The following is a 19,326-nucleotide window of genomic DNA, read 5'->3' on the forward strand; positions in this document are numbered from 1 at the left end:
CATCCTGCCCGGGCCGTGCGGGTGCCGGGTGCCGGGTGCGGCTCAGGCTCCGGCCGGGGGCGGGGGCTGGTGCGGGGGCGTGTGGGGGTCGGTGCCGACGCGGGCGACGAGCAGGGCGATGTCGTCGTCCGCGGAGGCCGGGACCAGGTGGGTGATCAGCGAATCGCACAGGTGGTCCAGCGAGCGCTGGGGTTCGGTGAGCAGGCGGGTCAGTTCGTTCAGTCGCTCGTCGATGTCGCTGCCGCGGGCTTCGACGAGGCCGTCGGTGTACAGGACGAGGAGGCTGCCCGGCGCGAGGGTGAGGTCGGTGGTGGTGAAAGTGGTACCGCCGACCCCCAGCGGGATGCCGGGCGGCAGGTCGAGGAGGCGGACCGTGCCGTCGGGCCCCACGGCCACGGGCGGCGGATGCCCGGCGCGGGTGATCCGGCAGCGGCCGGTCTCCGGATCGACCACGGCGTACAGGAAGGTGGCGATCATCGGCTCGGCGAGGTCGTCGAGGGTCGCCTCCAGCTGGTTCATCAGGGCCTCGGGGGCGAGGTCGAGCCGGGCCAGGGCGCGCACGCTGGCGGAGAGCCGTCCCATGACCGCCGCGGCCGCGATGCCGTGGCCCATGACGTCCCCGATGAGGAGGGCGGCCTTGCCCCCGGGCAGGTGCAGGACGTCGTACCAGTCGCCGCCGATCTCGTTGACGTCGCTGGCCGGCAGGTAGCGGTGGGCGACCTCGATGCCGGGCGGCGGGGTGATGTGCTGCGGCAGCATGCTGCGCTGCAGGATGACGGCGGTCTCGTGTTCGCGGTGGTAGAGGCGCGCGTTGTCGATGCTGATGGCCGCGCGGGCGGCGAGCTCGCCGGCGAGGGTGACGTCGTCGGGCCCGAAGGGGCCGACGGGGCTGGTCCGGTAGAAGGTGGCGACGCCGAGTACGAGGTCCCGGGCGATCAGCGGCGCCATCATGAACGAGTGCACTCCGACGGGCAGGAGCTGTGCGGGCCGGTTCGTGTGGCGGGCGGCGGAGGCGATGACCTGCTCGTCCAGGTGGGCGATCAGGAAGGGCCGGCGGGCGGCGAGGGCCTGGGTGTAGGGGGCCGCCGACGGGAAGGTGAGGGTCCTGCCCAGGGGGGCGAGGATGCCGATCACGGCGGAGCCGGTCAGCGGGGCCTTGCCCAGGCGCCGCAGCCCCACGCCCCCGGCCAGTCCCATGCCGGGCTCGTCGCCGCGGGCGAGGGTGTCCAGTACGTCCACGGTGGCGGCGTCGGCGAGCTGCGGTACGGCCAGGTCCGCCAGTTCCTGCGCGGTGCGCTCCAGCTCGAGGCTGGCGCCGATGCGGACGCTGGCCTCGCTGAGCAGGGCCAGCCTGCGGCGGCCTGCCTCGGCCTCGACGTGGTCGTGCTGCTGCTCGGTGATGTCGAGCAGGGAGGCGATCACGCCGATCGGGCGGCCGCCGGGGTCCTCCACCCGGACGTACGAGCACGACCACACCCGGTCATGGACCGGGTCGGCCGGGGTACGGCCCGTGCGGCGCCGGTCCAGCAGCGGCTCCCCCGTGGCCAGGACCAGCCGCATCGCGTCCTCCATGTCCTCCGCGTTCACCTCGGGCAGGACCTGTGCGAGGCGGCGTCCCACGTGCGAGGACTCCGAGAGGCCGTTCATCACCTCGAGGGCCGGGTTGACCTGCAGGAATCGCAGCTGCGTGTCGAGGATCGCGATGCCGACGGGCGAGCGGGCGAACAGCCCGTCCCAGACCGCCGACGATCCCCGGATCCGGCGGGCCGCGTGGGCGTCGGCGGCGAAGACCAGGACCGCGGAGGCGCCGTGGCGCCGGCCGGGCACCGGGCTGGCCCAGATCTCCAGCTCCAGCGGGTGCCCGTCCTGGTGCCAGGCGGTCACGGTGCCCATCACCCCGCGCCCGGTGACGGCGGTCTCCCACAGCGCGCGGCCGAGGCTGCGGTCGGCTCCGGGGTGGAGGAGGTCGGCGATGTGCCGGCCGACGATCTGTGGCGGGGTGTAGCCGAGCAGCTCCTGCGCCGCGCGGTTCCAGCGGACGATGGTGCCGTCCGCGCTGGTGGCGAGCTGCGCCACGGCCAGCGGGCCGAGCCACCCGCCGGCGTCCTGGGCGGCGCCGCTGATCAGATCCTCGATCGGCGTCTGCTCGTTCATCCGGCCTCCACTACCACCCATGGTCGCTCTGGCGGCCCGGAACCGCTTCCCGGCGTGGTCCGGGGCGTGCTCCGGTGCGGCGGACGCGGCCGCGGCCGCGACGTGGTGGCGGCGCCGGATCAGCGGTCCGTGCGCCGTGCCTCGACGGATGCGGCGAATTCCTCGAGCGTGGCGTCGCGGAGCTCCTCCTCCTCGACCGTGATGCCCAGCATGTCGTGAACGGCGATGGCCATTTCGACGATCATGAGCGAATCGGTCAGCAGGTCACGCATGGGCGCGTTCGCCCGTACCTCGTCGGAGGGGATTTCGAGCCTCTCGACGAGCAGTTCGCTGATCACGTCGAGGACGGATTCCGGGGCGGAAGTAGTCACGGATTCTCTCATTTGCGGTATCGGTGCCATGTGCAGCAGGGCGGCGAGGGGAGACCCTTCTCGTGCTCAAATAAGTACCACGGCAGAGGATTTACTCAAAACCCTTCCCTGCCACGCTCGTTGATGATTCCAAACGTGAGAGTGGTGATCATTCGTGTCGGAAAGCATGGCCGATGTGACCGAGGTGATCGAGGTGGCAGGAGCCGAACTCAGGTACGCGAAGCGGCTGCTCGGCGAGGCCGGGGAGAGCACCTGGGACCGCTTCCTCGACTGGCTCGTCGACGACTGGTTCCGGCTCGAAGTCACCGGGTTGGAGAACATTCCGGCCGAAGGGCCGGCCGTCGTCGTCGCCAACCATTCGGGCGCCTGGGGGCTCGACGGCTTCGTTCTCCAGAAGGTCCTCACCCGCGGTCTCGGCCGGCCCCTGCACGTACCCGCGGCGCACCTCGTATTCCGGATCCCGGTCATCGGTTCGTACGCCCGCAAGAAAGGCGCCATTCCCCTCGACCCGACGCTGGGAGTGGAACATCTGACCGCCGGGGAACTCGTCGGGGTGTTTCCCGAAGGAATGACCGGTCTGGAAAAGCCCTTTCGCAAGCGCTACCAGCTCCGTCCCTTCAGCCCGGGGTTCGCGGTATCCGCCGTCCGGGCCGGTGCCCCCGTCGTGCCCGTGTCCGTCATCGGCGCCGAGGAAGCGTGCCCCCGGATCGGGGAAATCCCGGCCCTGGCACGCCTCTTCGGCCTCCCCTACTTCCCGATCACCCCGGCCTTCCCGCTGCCCTCGAAATGGCTCGTCACCATCGGCGAGCCGATCCCCGCACCGCGGCGGCCCGAGTCCTACGCCGCCCGCTCGGCCGCGGCCCGCCTGCTGTGTGCCGAAGCCCAGGCTGCCGTGCAGGCCCTGGTGGACCGGGAACGGCGCAGGCGGGACACGCCGTTCTGGTAACCGCCGCGCCCTGGAGGCCGGATCACCCTCCCTCGGCCACCGCCCGCACGTCGGGCCAGACCAGGGTGGTCGATCCCCAGGCCAGCCCCGCGCCGTACGCGGTGAGCGCCACCCGCAGGCCCGGCGACAGCGTTCCGGCGGCGGCCGCCTGGGCCAGCAGTACGGGCACCGAGGCGGCCGCCGTGTTCCCGTACCTCTCGATGTGCGAGAGCACCTGCCCGGGCGCCAGGCCCAGCTCGGCGGTGAGACCGTCCAGGATCCGCTGGTTGGCCTGATGGGCGATGAGCAGGTCCAGATCGCCCGGCAGCCACCCGGCCCGGTCCACGGCCCGTGTCACGGAGTCGCACATGCCGACGACGGCCTGCTTGAGTACGGCGGGCCCGTCCATCCGGAAGTACGGGGAGGACCCCTCGTCCGGAGCCGCCGGTTTCCGCTTCTTCGCGCGCGCACCGCCGCCGGTAATCTCCAGGAGATCCGCCTGTGTGCCGTCACTGCCCAGGTCGAAGGGCCCGAGCGCGCCGGGCGTTCCGGCCTCGCCCGCGCGCAGCACCACCGCCCCCGCCCCGTCGCCGAAGATGGCAGACATCAGCCAGTCCTGCGGATCGAGGAATGCGCTGAACACGTCCGAGGCGACCAGCAGAACACTGTCGAACGTCCCGGCGGTGAACAGCGAGGAGGCCACTCCCAGGCCGTACAGGAATCCGCTGCAGCCCGATGTCAGGTCGAAGGCGGGTACCGTACCCAGCCCCAACCTCGCCGCGACCTCCGGAGCTCCGGCCGGCAGGAGCCGGTCCGGGGAGACCGTGACCAGGACGACCGCGCCGACCGCGCAGGCCCCGGCCGCCGTCAGCGCGTGCCGGCCGGCCCGTACGGCCAGGTCGACGGTGGCCTCCCCGTCGGCGATGCGCCGGCTCGCCACGCCGATGCGGGTGCGGATCCACTCGTCGCCGATGGGCCGCTGCCCGCACAGCTCGGCGTTGGTGAGGACGCGCGGCGGGACGTACGCGCCGAGCCCCGCGAGGACGGCGCCGCGGCCGCGCGCAGACCCGGACGCGGCCGCGTCCGCGGGGATGTCTGCCGAGATGTCCATGAATCCGTCCGCCTCAGTCCGTCAGCCGCTTGGCTGCCCGCCGTACGCCGTCCGCCGCCGTCGCACAGCGCTCGGCGTGGCCCAGCAGGGCCATGCGGAACCGCTCCCCCTCCTCGTCGGTGCTCCAGCCGCTGTTCCCGGCACAGGCCGCGAGGCTCTCCGCGTGCCGCTCCAGCCGGTCGGCGCTGGCGTGCGCCAGGGCTCCGTACGCCGCCGGGGCGTAGCCGAACGCCGAGACCGGCACCGCCGTCGGCATGCCGACCGTCACGCGCCCGTCGCCCGGCCGGGCGGCGAGGTCCTCGAGCGCCACGACCAGCGTCCGCGGATCGAGCGTGTCCGGCAGCCGGTCCGCGGTGAACTGCGGGGCGATCACCACCGGGCGGGCCGCCTCCGTGACGGCCCGTACGATCTGCTCGGCGACGAGCGCCGCGAACCGTGTCGCCGCGCACCCGGTCGGTGCCCCGCACAGCGGCGGCATCCCCGAAGCCAGCGCCGCCGCCGAAGTCCCCGACGGCCCCGGGTCCGGGCGGTCCTCGCCGTCCAGGCCGCGCAGCCAGCCGGGCACCCGCAGGATCTCGGTCCCGGCCCCGACCGCGAGGTCCTGCCATACGAAGTCGGCCCGTACGGGGTACACGGCCGCGGCCACCGGCGGCCAGCGGCGCAGCGCCTCGCCCACGGCCGCCTCCGGGGTCGCCGCGGCGCCCACGGCGATCAGGGCCAGTGCCTGGAGCACCGTCCCGGCGGCTGCCTCGGACACCAGCGCGAGCGCGTGCGCGACGGCGGGTACGGCTGCCTCCGGCTCGGTGCCCTTGCCGCCCGTGCCCTGCGCCGTCATCCGGCCCGCCAGCGAGGCGGGGTCCGGGTCGGCCAGGTACGGTGCCAGCCGGCGCCGCAGCGCCTCGGCCCGGCCCTCGTACGACCTGCTGTCCGCAGCCGCCGTCGCCGCCGCGAGCACCTCGCTGAGCAGCGTGTCCTCGACGGCTGCGGCGCCCGCCACCACGCGTCGGCCCAGCCGCTGCATGCCGCGCTGCCAGTCGTGCCACTCCAGCGTGCCGTCCCCGCGCCGGGCCGCGATCACCCGGTCCACGTCCTCGGTCAGCAGGGCGCCCAGCTCGGCGGCCGGAACCGCCGCGTCCCGGGGCAGCGGCACGTGCGGCGACAGTCCGTACCGCTGCCCGCCGGCCGTGAGGCCGACCGCGGGTGCGAGCGCACCCGCCTCGTCCGCCCGGGCGAGCAGGCCCGCGGCGTCGGCCGTGGCCAGCGGCAGCAGGAAGGGCCCGAACGGGGTGCGCAGCTGCACCGGCCGTCCGGAGCGGGTGCGCCGCAGGAACGCGAGCAGCCGGCGCGTCACCCCTTCCCGGGTCAGCACGTCCAGCCCCAGGGCGCGGGCGGGGGCGTCCACCCACGGCAGGCGCTGGGCGACCATCGCCGCGCTGAACACGGCGTTCTCCAGGGGCCAGGCCGTCGCGGGGCGTCGCTCCTTGGCGGCCGGGTTGTCGGCAGTGGTCATCGGTCGGTCTCCCTTGTGGTCCCTTGGGTCACTTGTGATCACGGAGGTCACTTGCGATCACTTGTCGCGCAGCATGTACGGCTGGTTGCCGACGACTTCGCCGTCGTATGCGCCGATCAGCTTGTTGACCTGCTCCCGGTGGTGCGTGAACTCCCCGCGCAGCGCGTCGGAGTACGCCTGCGGGGCGTGCGACAGCGGGTAGTCGTACGACTCGTCGAGCCAGGCCAGTTCGACCCAGCTGTCGGGGATGTCGTTGGGCGAGGCCGGTCCGCGCCCGTCCAGCCCCGGGATCACGTCGTGCTTGTTGACGAGGCTGATCACCTGGGTGGTGTGGTCGGCGGGCCGCTTGCTGTCGATCGGGGAGCCGATCGCGACCACGTGCGTGACCCGGTAGGTGGAGGAGACCTCCACGTCGCTCGCGAGGTTCATGGCGGTCATCCCGCCGAGGCTGTGCCCGACGATCATCAGGTCCGAACCGGTGGGCAACCCGGCCCGCCGGAGCAGCTTCTTCGCGGCACGGGTGTACGTCGTGTCGGTGCGCAGCAGTCCGTCGAACGCGCCGACGAGGTCCTGCGGGGTGCTGTTGCTCAGCAGGCCGAAGCTCGTGCCGGGCAGCAGGAGCACGTACCGTACGGCGCCGTCGGCGCACGCGACGCGGCGCAGCAGCACCAGGCCGTGGTTGCCCAGGGCCCCGATGTCGTTCACGTAGCTGACGATGTCGTTGCGGGAGGTGGCGAGCACCTTCGCGAGGATCGGGTCGGGCTCGGTGCGTTCTGCGCGGCCGGGGCCGGGGTTGAGGAACTTCAGGACCGAACTCGGCAGTCCGAGGAACGGGTCGGTGGTCGGCACGCCGCCGGCGAGCGTCACCCATGAGAAGTCGTCGTTGACCGGGTTCTCGTCGAGCATGCCGAGCAGGGCCATCAGCTCCATGATCACGGGGCTCACCGTGGTCAGGGCGCGGGTCACGCCCAACAGCTCGATCAGCCCGTACATCGCCCGCAGTGCCTCCAGCCGGTTCCCGGCCACCATGGCGTCGGTGAGGCGGCGCGCGGCCGGCGCATCGAGGTTGGGATGATCGGCCGCGGCCGCCTTGATCCGCAGGGCGAAGGCGTCCACGGCCATGGCCACCTTGGCGGGGCGGCGGTACGTCATGCTCCCGGCCATCCGGGCGAGTTCGCCGATCAGGCCGCCGTTGGCCCCGAACCCGAGCCCGGTGGAGGCGGTCAGCGCCTGGGCGCAGGAAGCGGCCGTACCGAGCGCCCAGCCGGGGCGGCGCAGCGCTTCCAGCCCGAACCGCCAGCTGCACAGGGCTCCGGTCAGCTCGGCGCCGGACTGCTTGGCCGTCAGGGCCGCGTCCGCGAGCAGGACCGACGCCGCGATGAGGAGCTCGGAGTCGATCCGCTCCGGGGCCGGTTCCGGAGCGGCCGGAGCGGGTACGGCCGGGGCCGCGCTCTGGGCAGCGGCATCCGGACCCTTCCGCGCGGGGAGACGCTGAGCCGTTTCGTCGACCACCTGAGGCGCCACTTTCCTACCTCTCATCCCTGTGCAAGGGCTTTGCAGCCTTGCCCGTTGTGTGCGGGGGAATCGTGGCACCGAATGTGATCCTTTCCGCGCGGCCGGACCCTCGTTTCCGCGTGTCAGCCGCCGTGCGACCGCCGGCCCGGACCCCCTCGCGGGCCGCTGCCCACGGGGGCGACGCCGCATCCGGCAGGGGCCCGGTTCACCCGACGGGGTTGGCCGCGCCCGGGAGGATGACCCCACCCCCTCCCGGTTGACACGCCCCACCGCGGCCTCGGCCACAGACCGGGCGAGGGTCGGCGCGATGAGCTCCGGGACGCCGCCCGGCGGGTCGGGCCTCCGGCGCACTGCTTGGCATGCACGCGGCGTACAGTCGGGCTGCCGACGCCAGGACCCGACCGCCCCTCGACGCCGCCCGAAAGCAGGAGCAATGACAGGCACCGCACCGACCGCCACCCTCGCCGGATGGCGCCGGGCCCCCTTCTCCGCCGAGGGGCTCACGTACGACTGCTTCGAGAAGGGCGAGGGCCCCGGCGTGGTGCTCCTGCCGGAACTGCCCGGCATCACTCCCGAGGTGCTCGGTCTCGCCGAGCACCTGGTGGGCGAGGGGTTCACCGTCGTGATGCCGTCGTTGTTCGGCACTCCGGGCAAACCCGTCTCCGTCGCCCGGACCGCGGCCGTCTTCGCCCGCGTCTGCGTCTCCGCGGAGTTCCGGGCCTTCGCCACGAACGCCCACCGGCCCGTCGCCGACTACCTCCGGGCCCTCGCCCGCGACCTCGCGGCCCGTACCCCCGCCGCGGGGGTCGGTGTCATCGGCCTCTGCTTCACGGGCGGTTTCGCCCTGGCCGCGGCCGTGGACGACTCCGTCCTGGCCCCCGTCATGAGCCAGCCGTCGGCCCCGATCGCGCTGACCGCCGCCCAGCGCGCGGACGCCGGTGTCTCCGAGGACGAGCTCCGGCGCGTCGTCGACCGCACGCGCAACAACGGCCTCTGCGTCATGGGGCTTCGCTTCAGTGGGGACTGGATGGCCCCTGAGGAGCGCTTCGACACCCTGCGTTCCCGGCTCGGGGACGCCTTCAAGGTCATCCGGATCAGCTCCGCCCCGGACAACGGCGACGGCTTCGGCCGCCTGGCCCACGCGGTCCTGACCCTGGAGGTCCGCGAAACCCCGGCGGATCACCCCGCCCTGAAGGCCCGGGCGGAGGTCACGGCGTTCCTGCACGACCGGCTGGGCGGCTGACCCGATGGAACGCCTCGCCATCGACGAGCCGTTGGTGCGCTCTCTGCTGCGGGATCAGCATCCGGGCCTGTCAGAGCTGAGCCTGCGCCGGGTGCCCGGCGGCTGGGACAACGAACTGTGGCGCCTCGGCGATGCGTTGGCCGTACGTCTGCCACGCACGCAGCGGGCCCCGGCGCTCCTGCGCAAGGAGTATCGCTGGCTGCCCGTTCTGGCCCCCCGGCTGCCGCTCCCGGTACCGGTCCCCGTCCGCACCGGTGCGCCATCGGCACGCTTCCCGCACCCCTGGACCGTGGCGACCTGGGTTCCGGGCGAGCCGGGCGACCACGCCGAGATCGGCCACGCGCACGAATCGGCAGACGCTCTTGCAGACTTCCTGCGGGCGCTGCACCGGCTCGCGCCCGTCGACGCACCGGCAGGCGCGAACCGCGGCGTCCCCCTCGCAACGCTCACGCACGAGTTCGAAGAGAGGATCCGAACGGTTGCTTCCAGCAGCTTCGCCGATGCCGTCCGGGCCGTGTGGGACGATGCCGTGGCGGCTCCCGAATGGCGGGGTGCACCGGTCTGGATCCATGGCGACCTTCATCCCGCGAACGTGGTCGTGTCGGAGGGAACACTGTCCGGTGTGATCGATTTCGGCGAACTGTGCGCCGGTGATCCGGCGACGGATCTCGCGGCCGCCTGGCTGCTCCTTCCCGATGGCGCGGGCCGGCGATTCCTCGACGCCTACGCCGACGCGGACGAAGCGATGGTCCGGCGGGCCCGAGGGTGGGCCGCCCTGCGCGCCGTTTCCCTGATCGGCATCGGCCAGGCGTGGGAACGGGGTCTCCCCGGCGGGCAGCCCACGTGGGGGCGCGTCGGCAGGGCGGCTCTTGACCGGGTTTCGAGGGCCCGTTGCCTCCCGCGATCGGCTGGGCGAGCAGGAACCCGTTCGGCCATGCCGTCGGGCTCTCCCTCGGTCGACCAGGGTGACGGCACCACCGAGTCCGGCGTCAAGGGCAGCCCCGCCCAAGCGCACGCGCAAGGCGCCCAGCGGACCGGCACGTGCAGCGGCGAGGGCCGGTCGATCGCCTTCGGCTTCGAGAACTCCAAGGGCGACTTCGTGGCTCCGGCCTTCCACGGCAGGTCGGGCGTGCCCGGCGCCGTCGGCGATGAGCCGGCCACGAAGACACGGCAGCCGTCCGAAGGTGCGTCAGCCCCCGCGCGTGCTGTTCGAGTCGTCGGTGGCGCGGGCGATGCCGTCGAGCTCCTGGGCGATCCAGGCCTGCTCGGCCGCATCGCAGGTCGGTAAGGGCGCCGACGGCGCGAACTGGTGTCGGGGGCCGGTGTTGTCCACGACCGCCCAGCCCTTGCCGCCGTCGGGGGCGGCCAGTTCGACGAGGCGGTGGTCGAGGTGGCCCGTGATCATGACCGCCATGAGGGACAGGTACTCGCGCTGCAGATCGGGGGCGAGGTCGGCGTCGCCCGGCACCTCCAGGACGGCTTCCCGTCCGTCGGCCAGCAGTGCGCAGGTGGCCTGGACGGCCCTGATGAGCACCTCGAACCGCTCCCCGTTCAGGCGTGCCCGCAGGACCTCCAGGTAGGGGCCCAGAACATCGTCCTCCTGGCCGTCCCCCGGGTCTGCCGCATGGTGCTCGATCATGTTCCCCGCCCTTTCCCGGACGGCCGCGTCCCTTCGCAGTGTAGGGAGCCTGCGGGAGGTGCACGGCGGTCTTCGGCCATCCTCCAACCCGTGGCGTGATCCATCGACTTGGCATCTTCGGACCGCCCCGAGCCTCGCAACGGCCGCTGATCCCGGCAGAGTTCATGCCCACCCGATCCGACAGGGACCTCGTCACACAGGAGGTCAGGCGCCCCGTGCGCAGCAACCACCCCGCGCTGCACACCTGCGCTCCCGGGGCCGGCGCTCGCGCGATCGCATCAGTGGCCGGAAGAGGCCCATGAGCACCTCCGGGGCCGAACGTGCGTCGACGGAGTCCCGGTCCGGGAGCCCCCCGCGCCCCTCACGCGAACGTCCGTTTCGGGGCGACTATGCCACCCGCACGTCCGCCGCGAATATTCCTTCGGTAATTCCACGGTGAATTCAGCATCTCCCCACTTCCTACATTGACAGTGCGCTGCGCCCTGCGAGTTAATTAGTTCACGGGTGGCCTGATGTAGTCGTGTGTGGGCGGGATCTGGTCAGTTGGCGACCGGTTCATTCCGAACAGTCGCGGTTGTGGAGCCGTGACGGTGCCGCAACAGCAGGGCGCTCTGAAATCGCACGTGCCATGACGATCGTACATTGAGCGGGTATTGGCGAATCCGACTCTTCCGTGGGGGGATCAATGGCCCGGCTCGACCCATTCCCTGTTCCCGATTTTCATCTCCCGTTCGGGAACTCCAAGCATCCACTGGCCGCCCGGGCCAACGCCGAGGCCACGTCATGGGCGTTGCGCCACGAGCTCGTCACCAACGCCTCGGAGCAGTTCGCCGGCATCGGCTGCGGCCACCTTGCGGGCCGGGTGAGCGGCGAGGTGCCGTACGACACCATCGTCCTGCTCGCCGAGTGGATGGCCTGGTCGTTCGTCCTGGACGATCAGCACGATCATCTCATCAGGACGGGTGAACTTGCGGCCTGGCGGCCCGTCACCGATGCCATCACCCAATACCTGGAGACGGGCAGGACCAGCAGGGCCTCATCGCGCCGCAATCCGTTGGTGAGCGGATTCGTCGACCTGTGCGACCGGATCCTCGCCGGGATGTCCCCGGGGACCGCGGCCCGCTACCGGGCCCATGTGCCGCTGATGCTGCGGTCGTTGGACCAGGAGGCGGGCAATCGCGGGGCTGGTGGACGTCCGTCGATCCAGCACTACGTCCTCATGCGCCGGCACAGTTCCCAGTTGCTGCCGATGATGGACATGGTCGAGGCCGGGCTGGGAATCGACCTGCCGCAGCCCGTCCACGACCTCCCCGCTTTCCAGGCGGTCGTCGAGAGCGCCGTCGACATCATCTCGTGGGGCAACGACATGTTCTCCCTGCCGAAGGAGCACGCCTGCGGGGACAACAACAACCTCGTCTCCCTCATCTCCTCCTGGGAGGGACGCTCCCTCCCGGACGCCGTCCAGGCGACCTGGGGGCGCATCCAGGACCGCATAGAGGACTACGTGGCAGCGGAACGACGGCTGTTTCAAGTCATCGACGCCCAGGGGGAGATGGACCCGGCCGTACGCGCAGCGGTCACCCGGTGCGTGCGGAGTTACGAGGACTGGATGATCGGCACGGATCTGTGGCAGCGTTACGAGTGCACACGGTACAGCGACGAACGGTTCGCAGCCGGGCTGGAGTCTGCGTACATCCGCCCGGACCTGGTCTCGGTGGCATGACAGGGAGTCGGTCCATGACCCACGCGGAACATCCCGGCCCCGTGGTCCACGCCCCCGCGGCCCCGGGACGGTTACCGCTCCTGGGTCACGCGATCCCCCTGTGGCGGCAGCCGATCGCGTTCCTCGAATCGCTGCGCGAGTACGGCGACATCGTGCGCCTCGACATCGGCACCTGGCCCGTCCACGTGCTCACGAGCCCGGACCACGTCAACGCCGTACTGGTCCAGCAGGCCCAGCAGTTCGGCCGCGGCAGGATATTCGAGCGGCTCCGTCCTATGTTCGGCAACGGCATCGTGACGACCGACGGGGACTTCCACCGCAAACAGCGCCGGATGGTGCAACCGGCCTTCCACCGCAACCACATCGCCGACTACGCCGAGGTGATGGGCCGGGCGGCGGAGGCGATGTGCGCCTCGTGGACGGCGGGCCGCCAGGTCTCGATGCTCACGGAGACCCGCCGGTACGCCCTGTCCTCGGTCGCCGAGATGACCTTCTCGGGAGGCCTGAGCGGGGCTGCCATCGCGGAGGTGCACCGCTCCCTGCCCGTCGTCCTGGAGGGCATGCTGCTGCGCGTCGTCATGCCCAAGTCCCTGGACCGGCTGCCCATCCCGCCCAACCGGAGGTTCGACTCGGCGGCCGCCCGCCTGCGCCGCGTCATCGACCAGGTGATCGCGCAGTACGGCGCCGAGCAGGAGGGCCGGCACGACCTCCTCTCCCTGCTTTTGTCCAGCGTGGACGCCGAGACCGGCACGACGATGAGCGCCGAGCAGGTACGGGACGAGGTCATCGCGATCATGTTCGCGGGGACGGAGACCCCGGCCACCACCCTGGCCTGGATCTTCCATGAACTCGGCCGGCACCCGGAGGTGGAGAAGCGCCTCCACGCCGAGGTCGACGCGGTGGTGGGCGCGCGCCCCGTCCGCCCGGACGACCTCCCCCGGCTGACGTACACGAACAACGTGTTCCAGGAGGCGCTGCGCCTGCACTCTCCGCTGCTGTTCACCCGGCGGTCCCTGGAGCCCGTCACCCTGGGCGGTGTCTCCATCCCGGCCGGGGCGGAACTGGCCTACAGCCCGTACGCGTTGCACCGGGACCCCGCGCTGTTCCGCGATCCCACGGCGTTCGATCCGGACCGCTGGCAGGAGGGCGGGGACGAGCTGCCCCGGCCCCACCGGTTCATCCCGTTCGGGGCGGGCCAGCACAAGTGCATCGGTGACGCGTTCGCCGTGGCGGAGATCCTGACCGCGGTGGCGACCGTGGCGTCCCGGTGGAAGCTGGTCCCCGCCCCGGGTGTGACGGTGCGTGAACTCCCGGCGGGCATACCCCAGCCCAGCGAGCTGCCCATGATCCCTGTTTCACGCCATTGACCAGGGGCCGGTCGATCCGGTTCATTTCAGGGCGGGTTCACCGATCCGCTGACGTCACACCGCTCGTGGCGTCAGCGGAGGATACAGCGTCGCTCCCGTTTGAGTGACGTGATCCCGCAATAATGTGCTTAAGCAGCAATTTCTCGTCCCCCGGGTCGTACACTCGGCCGCACGCGCAGGAGGGGGCAGGAATGTCACATGTCACGGAACCGCGAGGGTGGGCATCCCAGCCCCTGCTCGAACGTGAGTCCGAGATTCTCGCGATCCACCGCGCGGTGGACGATCTCTGCGGCATCACGGACACCGGTCCCGCCGCCCGCCGCGGGGGTGTGCTGACCTTCGCGGGGTCGGCCGGCATCGGCAAGACCACGCTGCTCGCCGAAGCCCGCCGGCACGCCGCCGAGCGCAACTGCACCGTACTGTTCGCCCGCGGCGGCGAGCAGGAGAAGCAGGTGCCGTTCCACGTGATGCGGCAGCTCATCCAGCCGGCGCTCGCCGCCATGACCGAGGCCGAACGGCACGAGGTCCTGGGCACCTGGTACAACATCGTGGCCCCGGCGCTCGGGCTGACCGCCGCCCCGGAAGTCCCCACCGCGCCCGACCCTCAAGGCGTGCGCGACGGCCTGGACTGGGTCGTCACCCATCTGACGGTGCGCAGCGCGCCCGTCGTCCTGGTCCTCGACGATGCGCACTGGGCGGACGCCGAGTCCCTGGCGTGGCTGACCGCGTTCACGGCGCGGGCCGAGGAACTGGCCATGCTGATCATGGTGGCCTGCAGGCCGGACGAGATCCCCGCCGGCGCCGGCGCCCTGCGCGCCCTGATGGGGCGCCAGGGAACGCGTCCGCACGAGCTGGCTCCCCTCACCACGAGCGCGGTGGCCCGCATAGTGCGCGACGCCCTCGGCCAGAGCGCCGACGACGTGTTCTGCCGGGAGTGCTGGGCGATCACCGGCGGAAACCCCTTCGAGGTCGTCGAGCTGGCCATGAAGGGCCGCGACCGCGAGCTGAAGCCGCACCAGGACAGCATCCCGGAGCTGCGCGATCTGGCCTCCGCCGTCAAGGGCAGCGGCCTGATCACCCGCCTCGAACAGTTCGGACCGTCCACCGTCCGGTTCGCCTGGGCCGCCGCTGTGCTCGGCACCGCGGTCCCGACCAGCATCGTCGGCAGTGTGGCGGCCCTCGGTGAGGCCCAGGTCGGCGAGGCCATCGACCAACTGCGCAGCGCCCGCATCCTGACCGTCCTCACCAGCCTGCGGCGCAAGGAGGTCGTGGAGTTCTTCCATCCGCTCATCGCCACCGCCGTCTACCGTTCGATCCCGCCCAGTGTCCGCGTCGCCATGCACGGCATGGCGGCCCAGGCCCTCGTCGACGACGGGCAGGGCGCCGCCGCCGCGGCCCGCCACCTGCTCGAGATGCACCCCGACGGCGATCCCTGGGTGGTGCAGCAGCTGCGCCAGGCCGCACGCGACAGCTTCTCCGCGGGAGCGCCCGATGCCGCACGGCGCTATCTGGCCCGCGCGCTGCGCGAACCGCCGGACGTCGAGGACCGGGCCGAGGTGCTGTTCGAACTCGGCTCCGCCAACCTCCTCCACGATCCGGCGACGACCATCAACCAGCTCAGGGCCGCGCTGGAAGAGCCCAAGGCCGAACAGGGCCTGCGGGAGGCGATCACGTACCGGCTCGCCCAGGCCCTGGCCCACACCGGTCAGCTGGCGGATGCCTCCGACCTCCTCTCGGACGAGGCCAAGCGCGCCACGAGCTCCCGAACGCGGCTGCGCATGCAGGCCGAACAGTTCAAGTGGAACTCGGTCCGGGTCGACGAGGAGAACTCGCCCGCACGCTCCCGGCTCCTCGCCCAGTTCGCCAAGCGGATCACCGGCCGCGGCCTCGCCGAGCGGCACATCCTCGGCCTGCGGGCCTGGGACGCCGCCATGCGCGGCGAACCGGCCGCCACGGCACTGGAGTACGCGGAGCAGGCGCTGGACGGCGGCATGAGCTGGACCGACCAGGACTTCGGATTCGAGGTGCCGGCCTCCGTCGCCGTCACCCTCATGTACTGCGACCAGCCGGGCCGCGCCGAGGACCTGTTCAACACCGGCATCGTCGAGTTCGAGGCGAAGGGCTGGCGCGGCGCGCACCTGTCGTTCGTGTACACGCTGCTGGGGTACGTCCGCTACCGGCGCGGACGCCTCGCCGAGGCCGAGGACTTCGTACGCAACGGCCTGCAGATCGCCGACCGCATCGGACACGGGACCCCGGCGCAGTGGTACGCGATCGGCACCCTCATCGAGACGCTGCTCGCCCGCGGGAACACCGAGGAGGCACAGCAGGTCGCCCACACGTACAAGCTGGGGGACGGCTTCCCGCAGGCGGTCGTCTACCCCGACCCGCAGGCCGTGTGGGGCAAACTCCTCCTGGCCCAGGGCAGGGTGGAGGAGGCGGTGCAGAACCTCTCCGCGGCGGGCAAGCGCCTGGATCTGCGCGGCACCCGCAACCCGTCCTGGAGTCCCTGGCAACTCGACCTGGCGCTGGCGCAGGTGGCCCGCGAGCCCGAGCAGGCGCGCGCCACGGCGGCCGAAGCGGTGTCCCGGGCCCGTGCGTTCGGCACGTCGAGCGTGATCGGCCACGCCCTGCGGGTGTCGGCGGCGGCCACCGAGCCGGCCCAGGCGGCCGTCCTGCTGCAGGAGGCGGTGGACCATCTCGAACAGTCCCCGGCCGCCTGCGAACTCGCCCATGCGCTCATCGATCACGGCACGGCCCTGCACACCCTCGGTGACCCGCACCGGGCGGCGCAGCAGCTCTACCGGGGCATGGAAACGGCCGCCGCCTGCGGCGCCGATGCTCTTGCACGCCGCGCCCGTTCCCAGCTCGCGTCGGCCGGACTGCGCCCCCGCCGTCTGCACACGTTCGAGCAGGACACCTTGACGGTCGCCGAGAACACGGCCGCCGGGCACGCCGCCCTCGGCCTCGACAACACGGCGATCGCGGCGAAGATGCACACCGACGCCCAAGCGGTGTCGGAGCTGCTCTCGGCGGTCTTCACCAAGCTGGGCACCGACCGGCTCGGCCTGCGCCGGGCCCTGGGAATCTGACGGCCGGACGCCGCCCGCCTTGCGCTGTGGACGTCACAGCGGAAGGCGGGCCCCGTTCCGGGGTGCCCGGTCCCTGACCATCAGGGCGGCGACCAGGCCCGCGAGCAGTACGCTGCCGGCCGCCCACCAGAGGGTGGCGGTGTAGCCGCCCAGCACGTCCGCGCCGGCCGTGTCGGACGACGCTGCATCGCTCAGGCGGCTCGAGAAGACGCTGCTGAGCACTGCCCCGCCGATCGCCGCACCCACCTCCTGGGCCGTGGTGATCGCGCCCGAAGCACCACCGGAGTGCTCGGCGGCGACTCCCCCGGTCGCGATGGCGAAGACCGGTACGAAGGCCAGGCCGATGCCGAAGCCGGCGAGGAGCGTGCCGGGCAGGACCTCGGTCGTGTAGGAGCCGTCGACGCTCAGACCGGTCAGCAGGAGCAGCCCGACGGCCGTGAGCACCATGCCCGCCAGGATAAGGACGCGGGGTGCGGCGCGGCGCAGCAGGCGGGCGGAGACCTGGGTGGAGGCGATGACGAGGGCGGCGACCATGGGCAGGTAGGCCAGCCCGGCCATGAGGGGGTCGTATCCGCAGATGCTCTGGAGGTAGTACCCCACGGCCGGGTACAGGGCGAAAATGCCGGCGCCGGCCAGGATCATGCCGAGGATGCTGCCGGCGCGGTTCGGGTCTTTGAAGACGTACGGCGGCAGGAGCGGGCCCGATGTCGCCGTCTGCCACCACACGAAGGCCACGAGCAGGAGGACGCCCCCCGCGAGCACGGCCAGGACCAGGGGGGTGGTCCAGCCGCTCGACTGGCCCCCGCCGAGGCCGTAGACGAGGGCGGCGACTCCGCCGGCGCCGAGCACCACGCCGAGCGGGTCGAAGTGGCCGGATGTGCCGGCCGCGCGGTCGGGCAGCAGGGTGAGTGCGCCGATCAGGGCGATCACGGCGACGGGGACGGCGGCGTACAGGGACCCTCGCCAGGACATGGTCTCGAGGAGCCAGCCGTCCGCGGCCAGCCCGAGTGCCCAACCGCCGCCGGTGACCGCGGCGTAGATCCCGAAGGCCCTGCCGCGTTCCTTCGGTTCGGTGAAGCCGGTGGCCACCAGGGACAGGGCGGCCGCAGTCAGCAGCGCGCCGAAGACGCCCTGCAGGGCGCGGGCCCAGACCAGCGTGCCGGGCTCGCCGGCCGATCCGCCGAGCGCCGAGGCGGCTGCGCATCCGAGCAGGCCGACGATCACGGTCTGTTTGCGTCCCACGAGGTCCGCGATGTGCCCGCCGATCAGCAGCGCCGCGGCGAAGGCGATGAAATAGGCGTTGGTCATCGGTTCCAGGGCGTCGGCGGAGAGGCCCAGGTCGGCCTGGATGGCCGGGATCGCCATGTTGAAGTTCGCCCCTTGGAACAGCACCATCAGCTGCGCCAGGGCGATCACCACCAAGCCCCACCAGCGCCTGGGGTGCGGGGACGCCGGGTCCGGGAGCGGGGCCCGGGGCGGGGGTACGGTCCAGGCGCCCGGGGGCGGGCCCGGGGGCGGGCCGAATCCCTGCGAGGGATCGAAGGGCCCGGCGGCCGTCGGGGCGTACTCGGGCGGCGGGGGCGCCGGCGGCCCGGGCTGCGGGGCGGCGGTCTCGGCGGGGGCCGGGGCATGCGCGGCGGGGGCGAAGTCCAGCAACTCGGCGGCATGGCGGCCGAGTTGTGCCAGCACCGCGCCCGGCAGCCACTCCGCGGCCTGGTCCGTCGCCGTGCGCTCGGCCACCTCCTGGGGGGTGGGCCGGCGGGCCGGGTCCTTGTGCAGGCATGCGCGTACGAGGTCGACCAGCGTCTCCGGTACGCCGGTCAGGTCCGCCTCCTCCTCCGCGACCCGGAAGAGGTGGGCGTTGAGCCCGGTGTCGGTGGCGCCGAAGAGGAGCCGCCCGGTGGCCGCGTAGACGAGAACGGCGCCCAGGCAGAAGACGTCGCTGGCGGGGGTGAGTTCGAGGCCGCGGACCTGTTCCGGCGACATGAAGCCCGGGGAACCGATCAGCATGCCGGTGCGGGTGTGCAGGCTGTGGTCGTCGGCGAGGCTGTCCATCGCCCGTGCGATGCCGAAGTCGATGACGCGGGGCCCGTCGACGGTGACGAGGACGTTGGACGGCTTGAGGTCGCGGTGGATCAGGCCCGCCCCGTGCACGGCCTGGAGGGCGAGGGCGAGGCGGTTGGCGAGGGTGTGCACCGAGTGCTCGGGCAGCGGCCCGAAGTGCTCGGCGACCACGGCGTGCAGGTCGGGCCCCGGGATGTACTGGGTGGCCACCCAGGGGATGGCGGCCTCGGGATCGGCATCGAGCACGGCCGCCGTACAACTCCCGCCCACCCTGCGCGCAGCGGCCACTTCGCGGGCGAAGCGCTTGCGGAACTCGGGGTGCCCGGCGTACTCGGCCTGCACGACTTTCACGGCGACGGTACGGCCGCCCTCGGAGCGACCCAGATAGACCAGGCCCATGCCGCCTGCGCCCAGCCGGGCGATCAATCGGTACGGGCCTATGCGCGGCGGGTCTTCGGCGATCAGCTGGTCCACGGGGGGAAGGATAGTCCAACTATCCAACACCGGTGGGGACATCGGCCGAATTCGATCAGTGGCCGGGAAGAGCCGCATTCCATGCTCATATGAGCATGGAATGCGCTGCGCATGTCGGCCCCGACGCTCGCTTGGCCA

At 72.3% G+C, this 19,326-nt stretch carries 12 protein-coding genes and 1 pseudogene; 6 read left to right on the top strand and 7 right to left on the bottom strand.

Annotated elements, in window-relative coordinates:
• Positions 1 to 42 precede the first annotated feature (42 nt).
• On the bottom strand, positions 43 to 2,154 hold the full coding sequence (locus OG299_RS04340) for a SpoIIE family protein phosphatase (protein ID WP_266637873.1): 2,112 nt from the start codon (positions 2,152 to 2,154) through the stop codon (positions 43 to 45).
• Between the two features lie 119 nt (positions 2,155 to 2,273).
• Positions 2,274 to 2,525: an acyl carrier protein gene (locus OG299_RS04345; RefSeq protein ID WP_266637871.1), complete on the bottom strand. Its 252-nt coding sequence runs from the start codon at positions 2,523 to 2,525 to the stop codon at positions 2,274 to 2,276.
• A 166-nt stretch (positions 2,526 to 2,691) separates the two neighbouring features.
• Between OG299_RS04345 and OG299_RS04350 the strand changes: the two genes are divergently transcribed.
• Positions 2,692 to 3,471 (top strand): lysophospholipid acyltransferase family protein, encoded by a 780-nt coding sequence (locus OG299_RS04350; protein ID WP_327360536.1) that lies wholly within the window; start codon positions 2,692 to 2,694, stop codon positions 3,469 to 3,471.
• A 22-nt stretch (positions 3,472 to 3,493) separates the two neighbouring features.
• Here the strand turns inward: OG299_RS04350 and OG299_RS04355 are convergent, their stop codons facing one another.
• From OG299_RS04355 to OG299_RS04365, 3 genes are read right to left on the bottom strand one after another with little or no spacing between them, the layout of a single operon-like run.
• Positions 3,494 to 4,561: a beta-ketoacyl-ACP synthase 3 gene (locus tag OG299_RS04355; protein ID WP_327360537.1), complete on the bottom strand. Its 1,068-nt coding sequence runs from the start codon at positions 4,559 to 4,561 to the stop codon at positions 3,494 to 3,496.
• A 13-nt stretch (positions 4,562 to 4,574) separates the two neighbouring features.
• Positions 4,575 to 6,071 (bottom strand): cytochrome P450 family protein, encoded by a 1,497-nt coding sequence (locus OG299_RS04360; protein WP_327360538.1) that lies wholly within the window; start codon positions 6,069 to 6,071, stop codon positions 4,575 to 4,577.
• Between the two features lie 57 nt (positions 6,072 to 6,128).
• Positions 6,129 to 7,595: a lipase family protein gene (locus tag OG299_RS04365; RefSeq protein ID WP_266637863.1), complete on the bottom strand. Its 1,467-nt coding sequence runs from the start codon at positions 7,593 to 7,595 to the stop codon at positions 6,129 to 6,131.
• Positions 7,596 to 8,019: 424 nt separating this feature from the next.
• Between OG299_RS04365 and OG299_RS04370 the strand changes: the two genes are divergently transcribed.
• Positions 8,020 to 8,829 carry a dienelactone hydrolase family protein gene (locus OG299_RS04370; RefSeq protein ID WP_266637861.1) on the top strand — a complete coding sequence of 270 codons (810 nt, stop codon included), beginning with the start codon at positions 8,020 to 8,022 and terminating at the stop codon, positions 8,827 to 8,829.
• A 4-nt stretch (positions 8,830 to 8,833) separates the two neighbouring features.
• Positions 8,834 to 9,709: pseudogene (locus tag OG299_RS04375) on the top strand (aminoglycoside phosphotransferase family protein); the annotation flags it as partial.
• Positions 9,710 to 10,018: 309 nt separating this feature from the next.
• Here the strand turns inward: OG299_RS04375 and OG299_RS04380 are convergent.
• Positions 10,019 to 10,468 (bottom strand): hypothetical protein, encoded by a 450-nt coding sequence (locus OG299_RS04380; protein ID WP_327360539.1) that lies wholly within the window; start codon positions 10,466 to 10,468, stop codon positions 10,019 to 10,021.
• A gap of 790 nt (positions 10,469 to 11,258) precedes the next feature.
• Between OG299_RS04380 and OG299_RS04385 the strand changes: the two genes are divergently transcribed.
• The 3 genes from OG299_RS04385 to OG299_RS04395 all read left to right on the top strand — a co-directional run bounded on the left by OG299_RS04385 (position 11,259) and on the right by OG299_RS04395 (position 16,650).
• A complete protein-coding gene (locus OG299_RS04385) occupies positions 11,259 to 12,191 on the top strand; it encodes a terpene synthase family protein (protein WP_327360540.1) in 933 nt (310 codons plus the stop codon).
• Between the two features lie 14 nt (positions 12,192 to 12,205).
• Positions 12,206 to 13,558, top strand: a complete 1,353-nt coding sequence (locus OG299_RS04390; protein ID WP_266637856.1) for a cytochrome P450 — start codon at positions 12,206 to 12,208, stop codon at positions 13,556 to 13,558.
• Positions 13,559 to 13,749: 191 nt separating this feature from the next.
• A complete protein-coding gene (locus OG299_RS04395; RefSeq protein WP_327360541.1) occupies positions 13,750 to 16,650 on the top strand; it encodes an ATP-binding protein in 2,901 nt (966 codons plus the stop codon).
• A 33-nt stretch (positions 16,651 to 16,683) separates the two neighbouring features.
• On the opposite strand, the gene OG299_RS04400 is transcribed toward OG299_RS04395, so the two are convergent.
• The gene (locus tag OG299_RS04400; protein ID WP_327360542.1) at positions 16,684 to 19,188 is read right to left on the bottom strand and encodes an MDR family MFS transporter; all 2,505 of its coding nucleotides are present in this window, start codon (positions 19,186 to 19,188) and stop codon (positions 16,684 to 16,686) included.
• Between the last annotated feature and the right edge of the window lie 138 nt (positions 19,189 to 19,326).

Source organism: Streptomyces sp. NBC_01296, assembly GCF_035984415.1.
Classification (GTDB): domain Bacteria; phylum Actinomycetota; class Actinomycetes; order Streptomycetales; family Streptomycetaceae; genus Streptomyces.

Coding starts and splice junctions, on each gene's coding strand:
- OG299_RS04340 (WP_266637873.1), bottom strand. CDS start 2,154: ATGAACGAGCAGACGCCGATCGAGGATCTGATCAGCGGCGCCGCCCAG.
- OG299_RS04350 (WP_327360536.1), top strand. CDS start 2,692: ATGGCCGATGTGACCGAGGTGATCGAGGTGGCAGGAGCCGAACTCAGG.
- OG299_RS04355 (WP_327360537.1), bottom strand. CDS start 4,561: ATGGACATCTCGGCAGACATCCCCGCGGACGCGGCCGCGTCCGGGTCT.
- OG299_RS04360 (WP_327360538.1), bottom strand. CDS start 6,071: ATGACCACTGCCGACAACCCGGCCGCCAAGGAGCGACGCCCCGCGACG.
- OG299_RS04370 (WP_266637861.1), top strand. CDS start 8,020: ATGACAGGCACCGCACCGACCGCCACCCTCGCCGGATGGCGCCGGGCC.
- OG299_RS04380 (WP_327360539.1), bottom strand. CDS start 10,468: ATGATCGAGCACCATGCGGCAGACCCGGGGGACGGCCAGGAGGACGAT.
- OG299_RS04390 (WP_266637856.1), top strand. CDS start 12,206: ATGACCCACGCGGAACATCCCGGCCCCGTGGTCCACGCCCCCGCGGCC.
- OG299_RS04395 (WP_327360541.1), top strand. CDS start 13,750: ATGTCACATGTCACGGAACCGCGAGGGTGGGCATCCCAGCCCCTGCTC.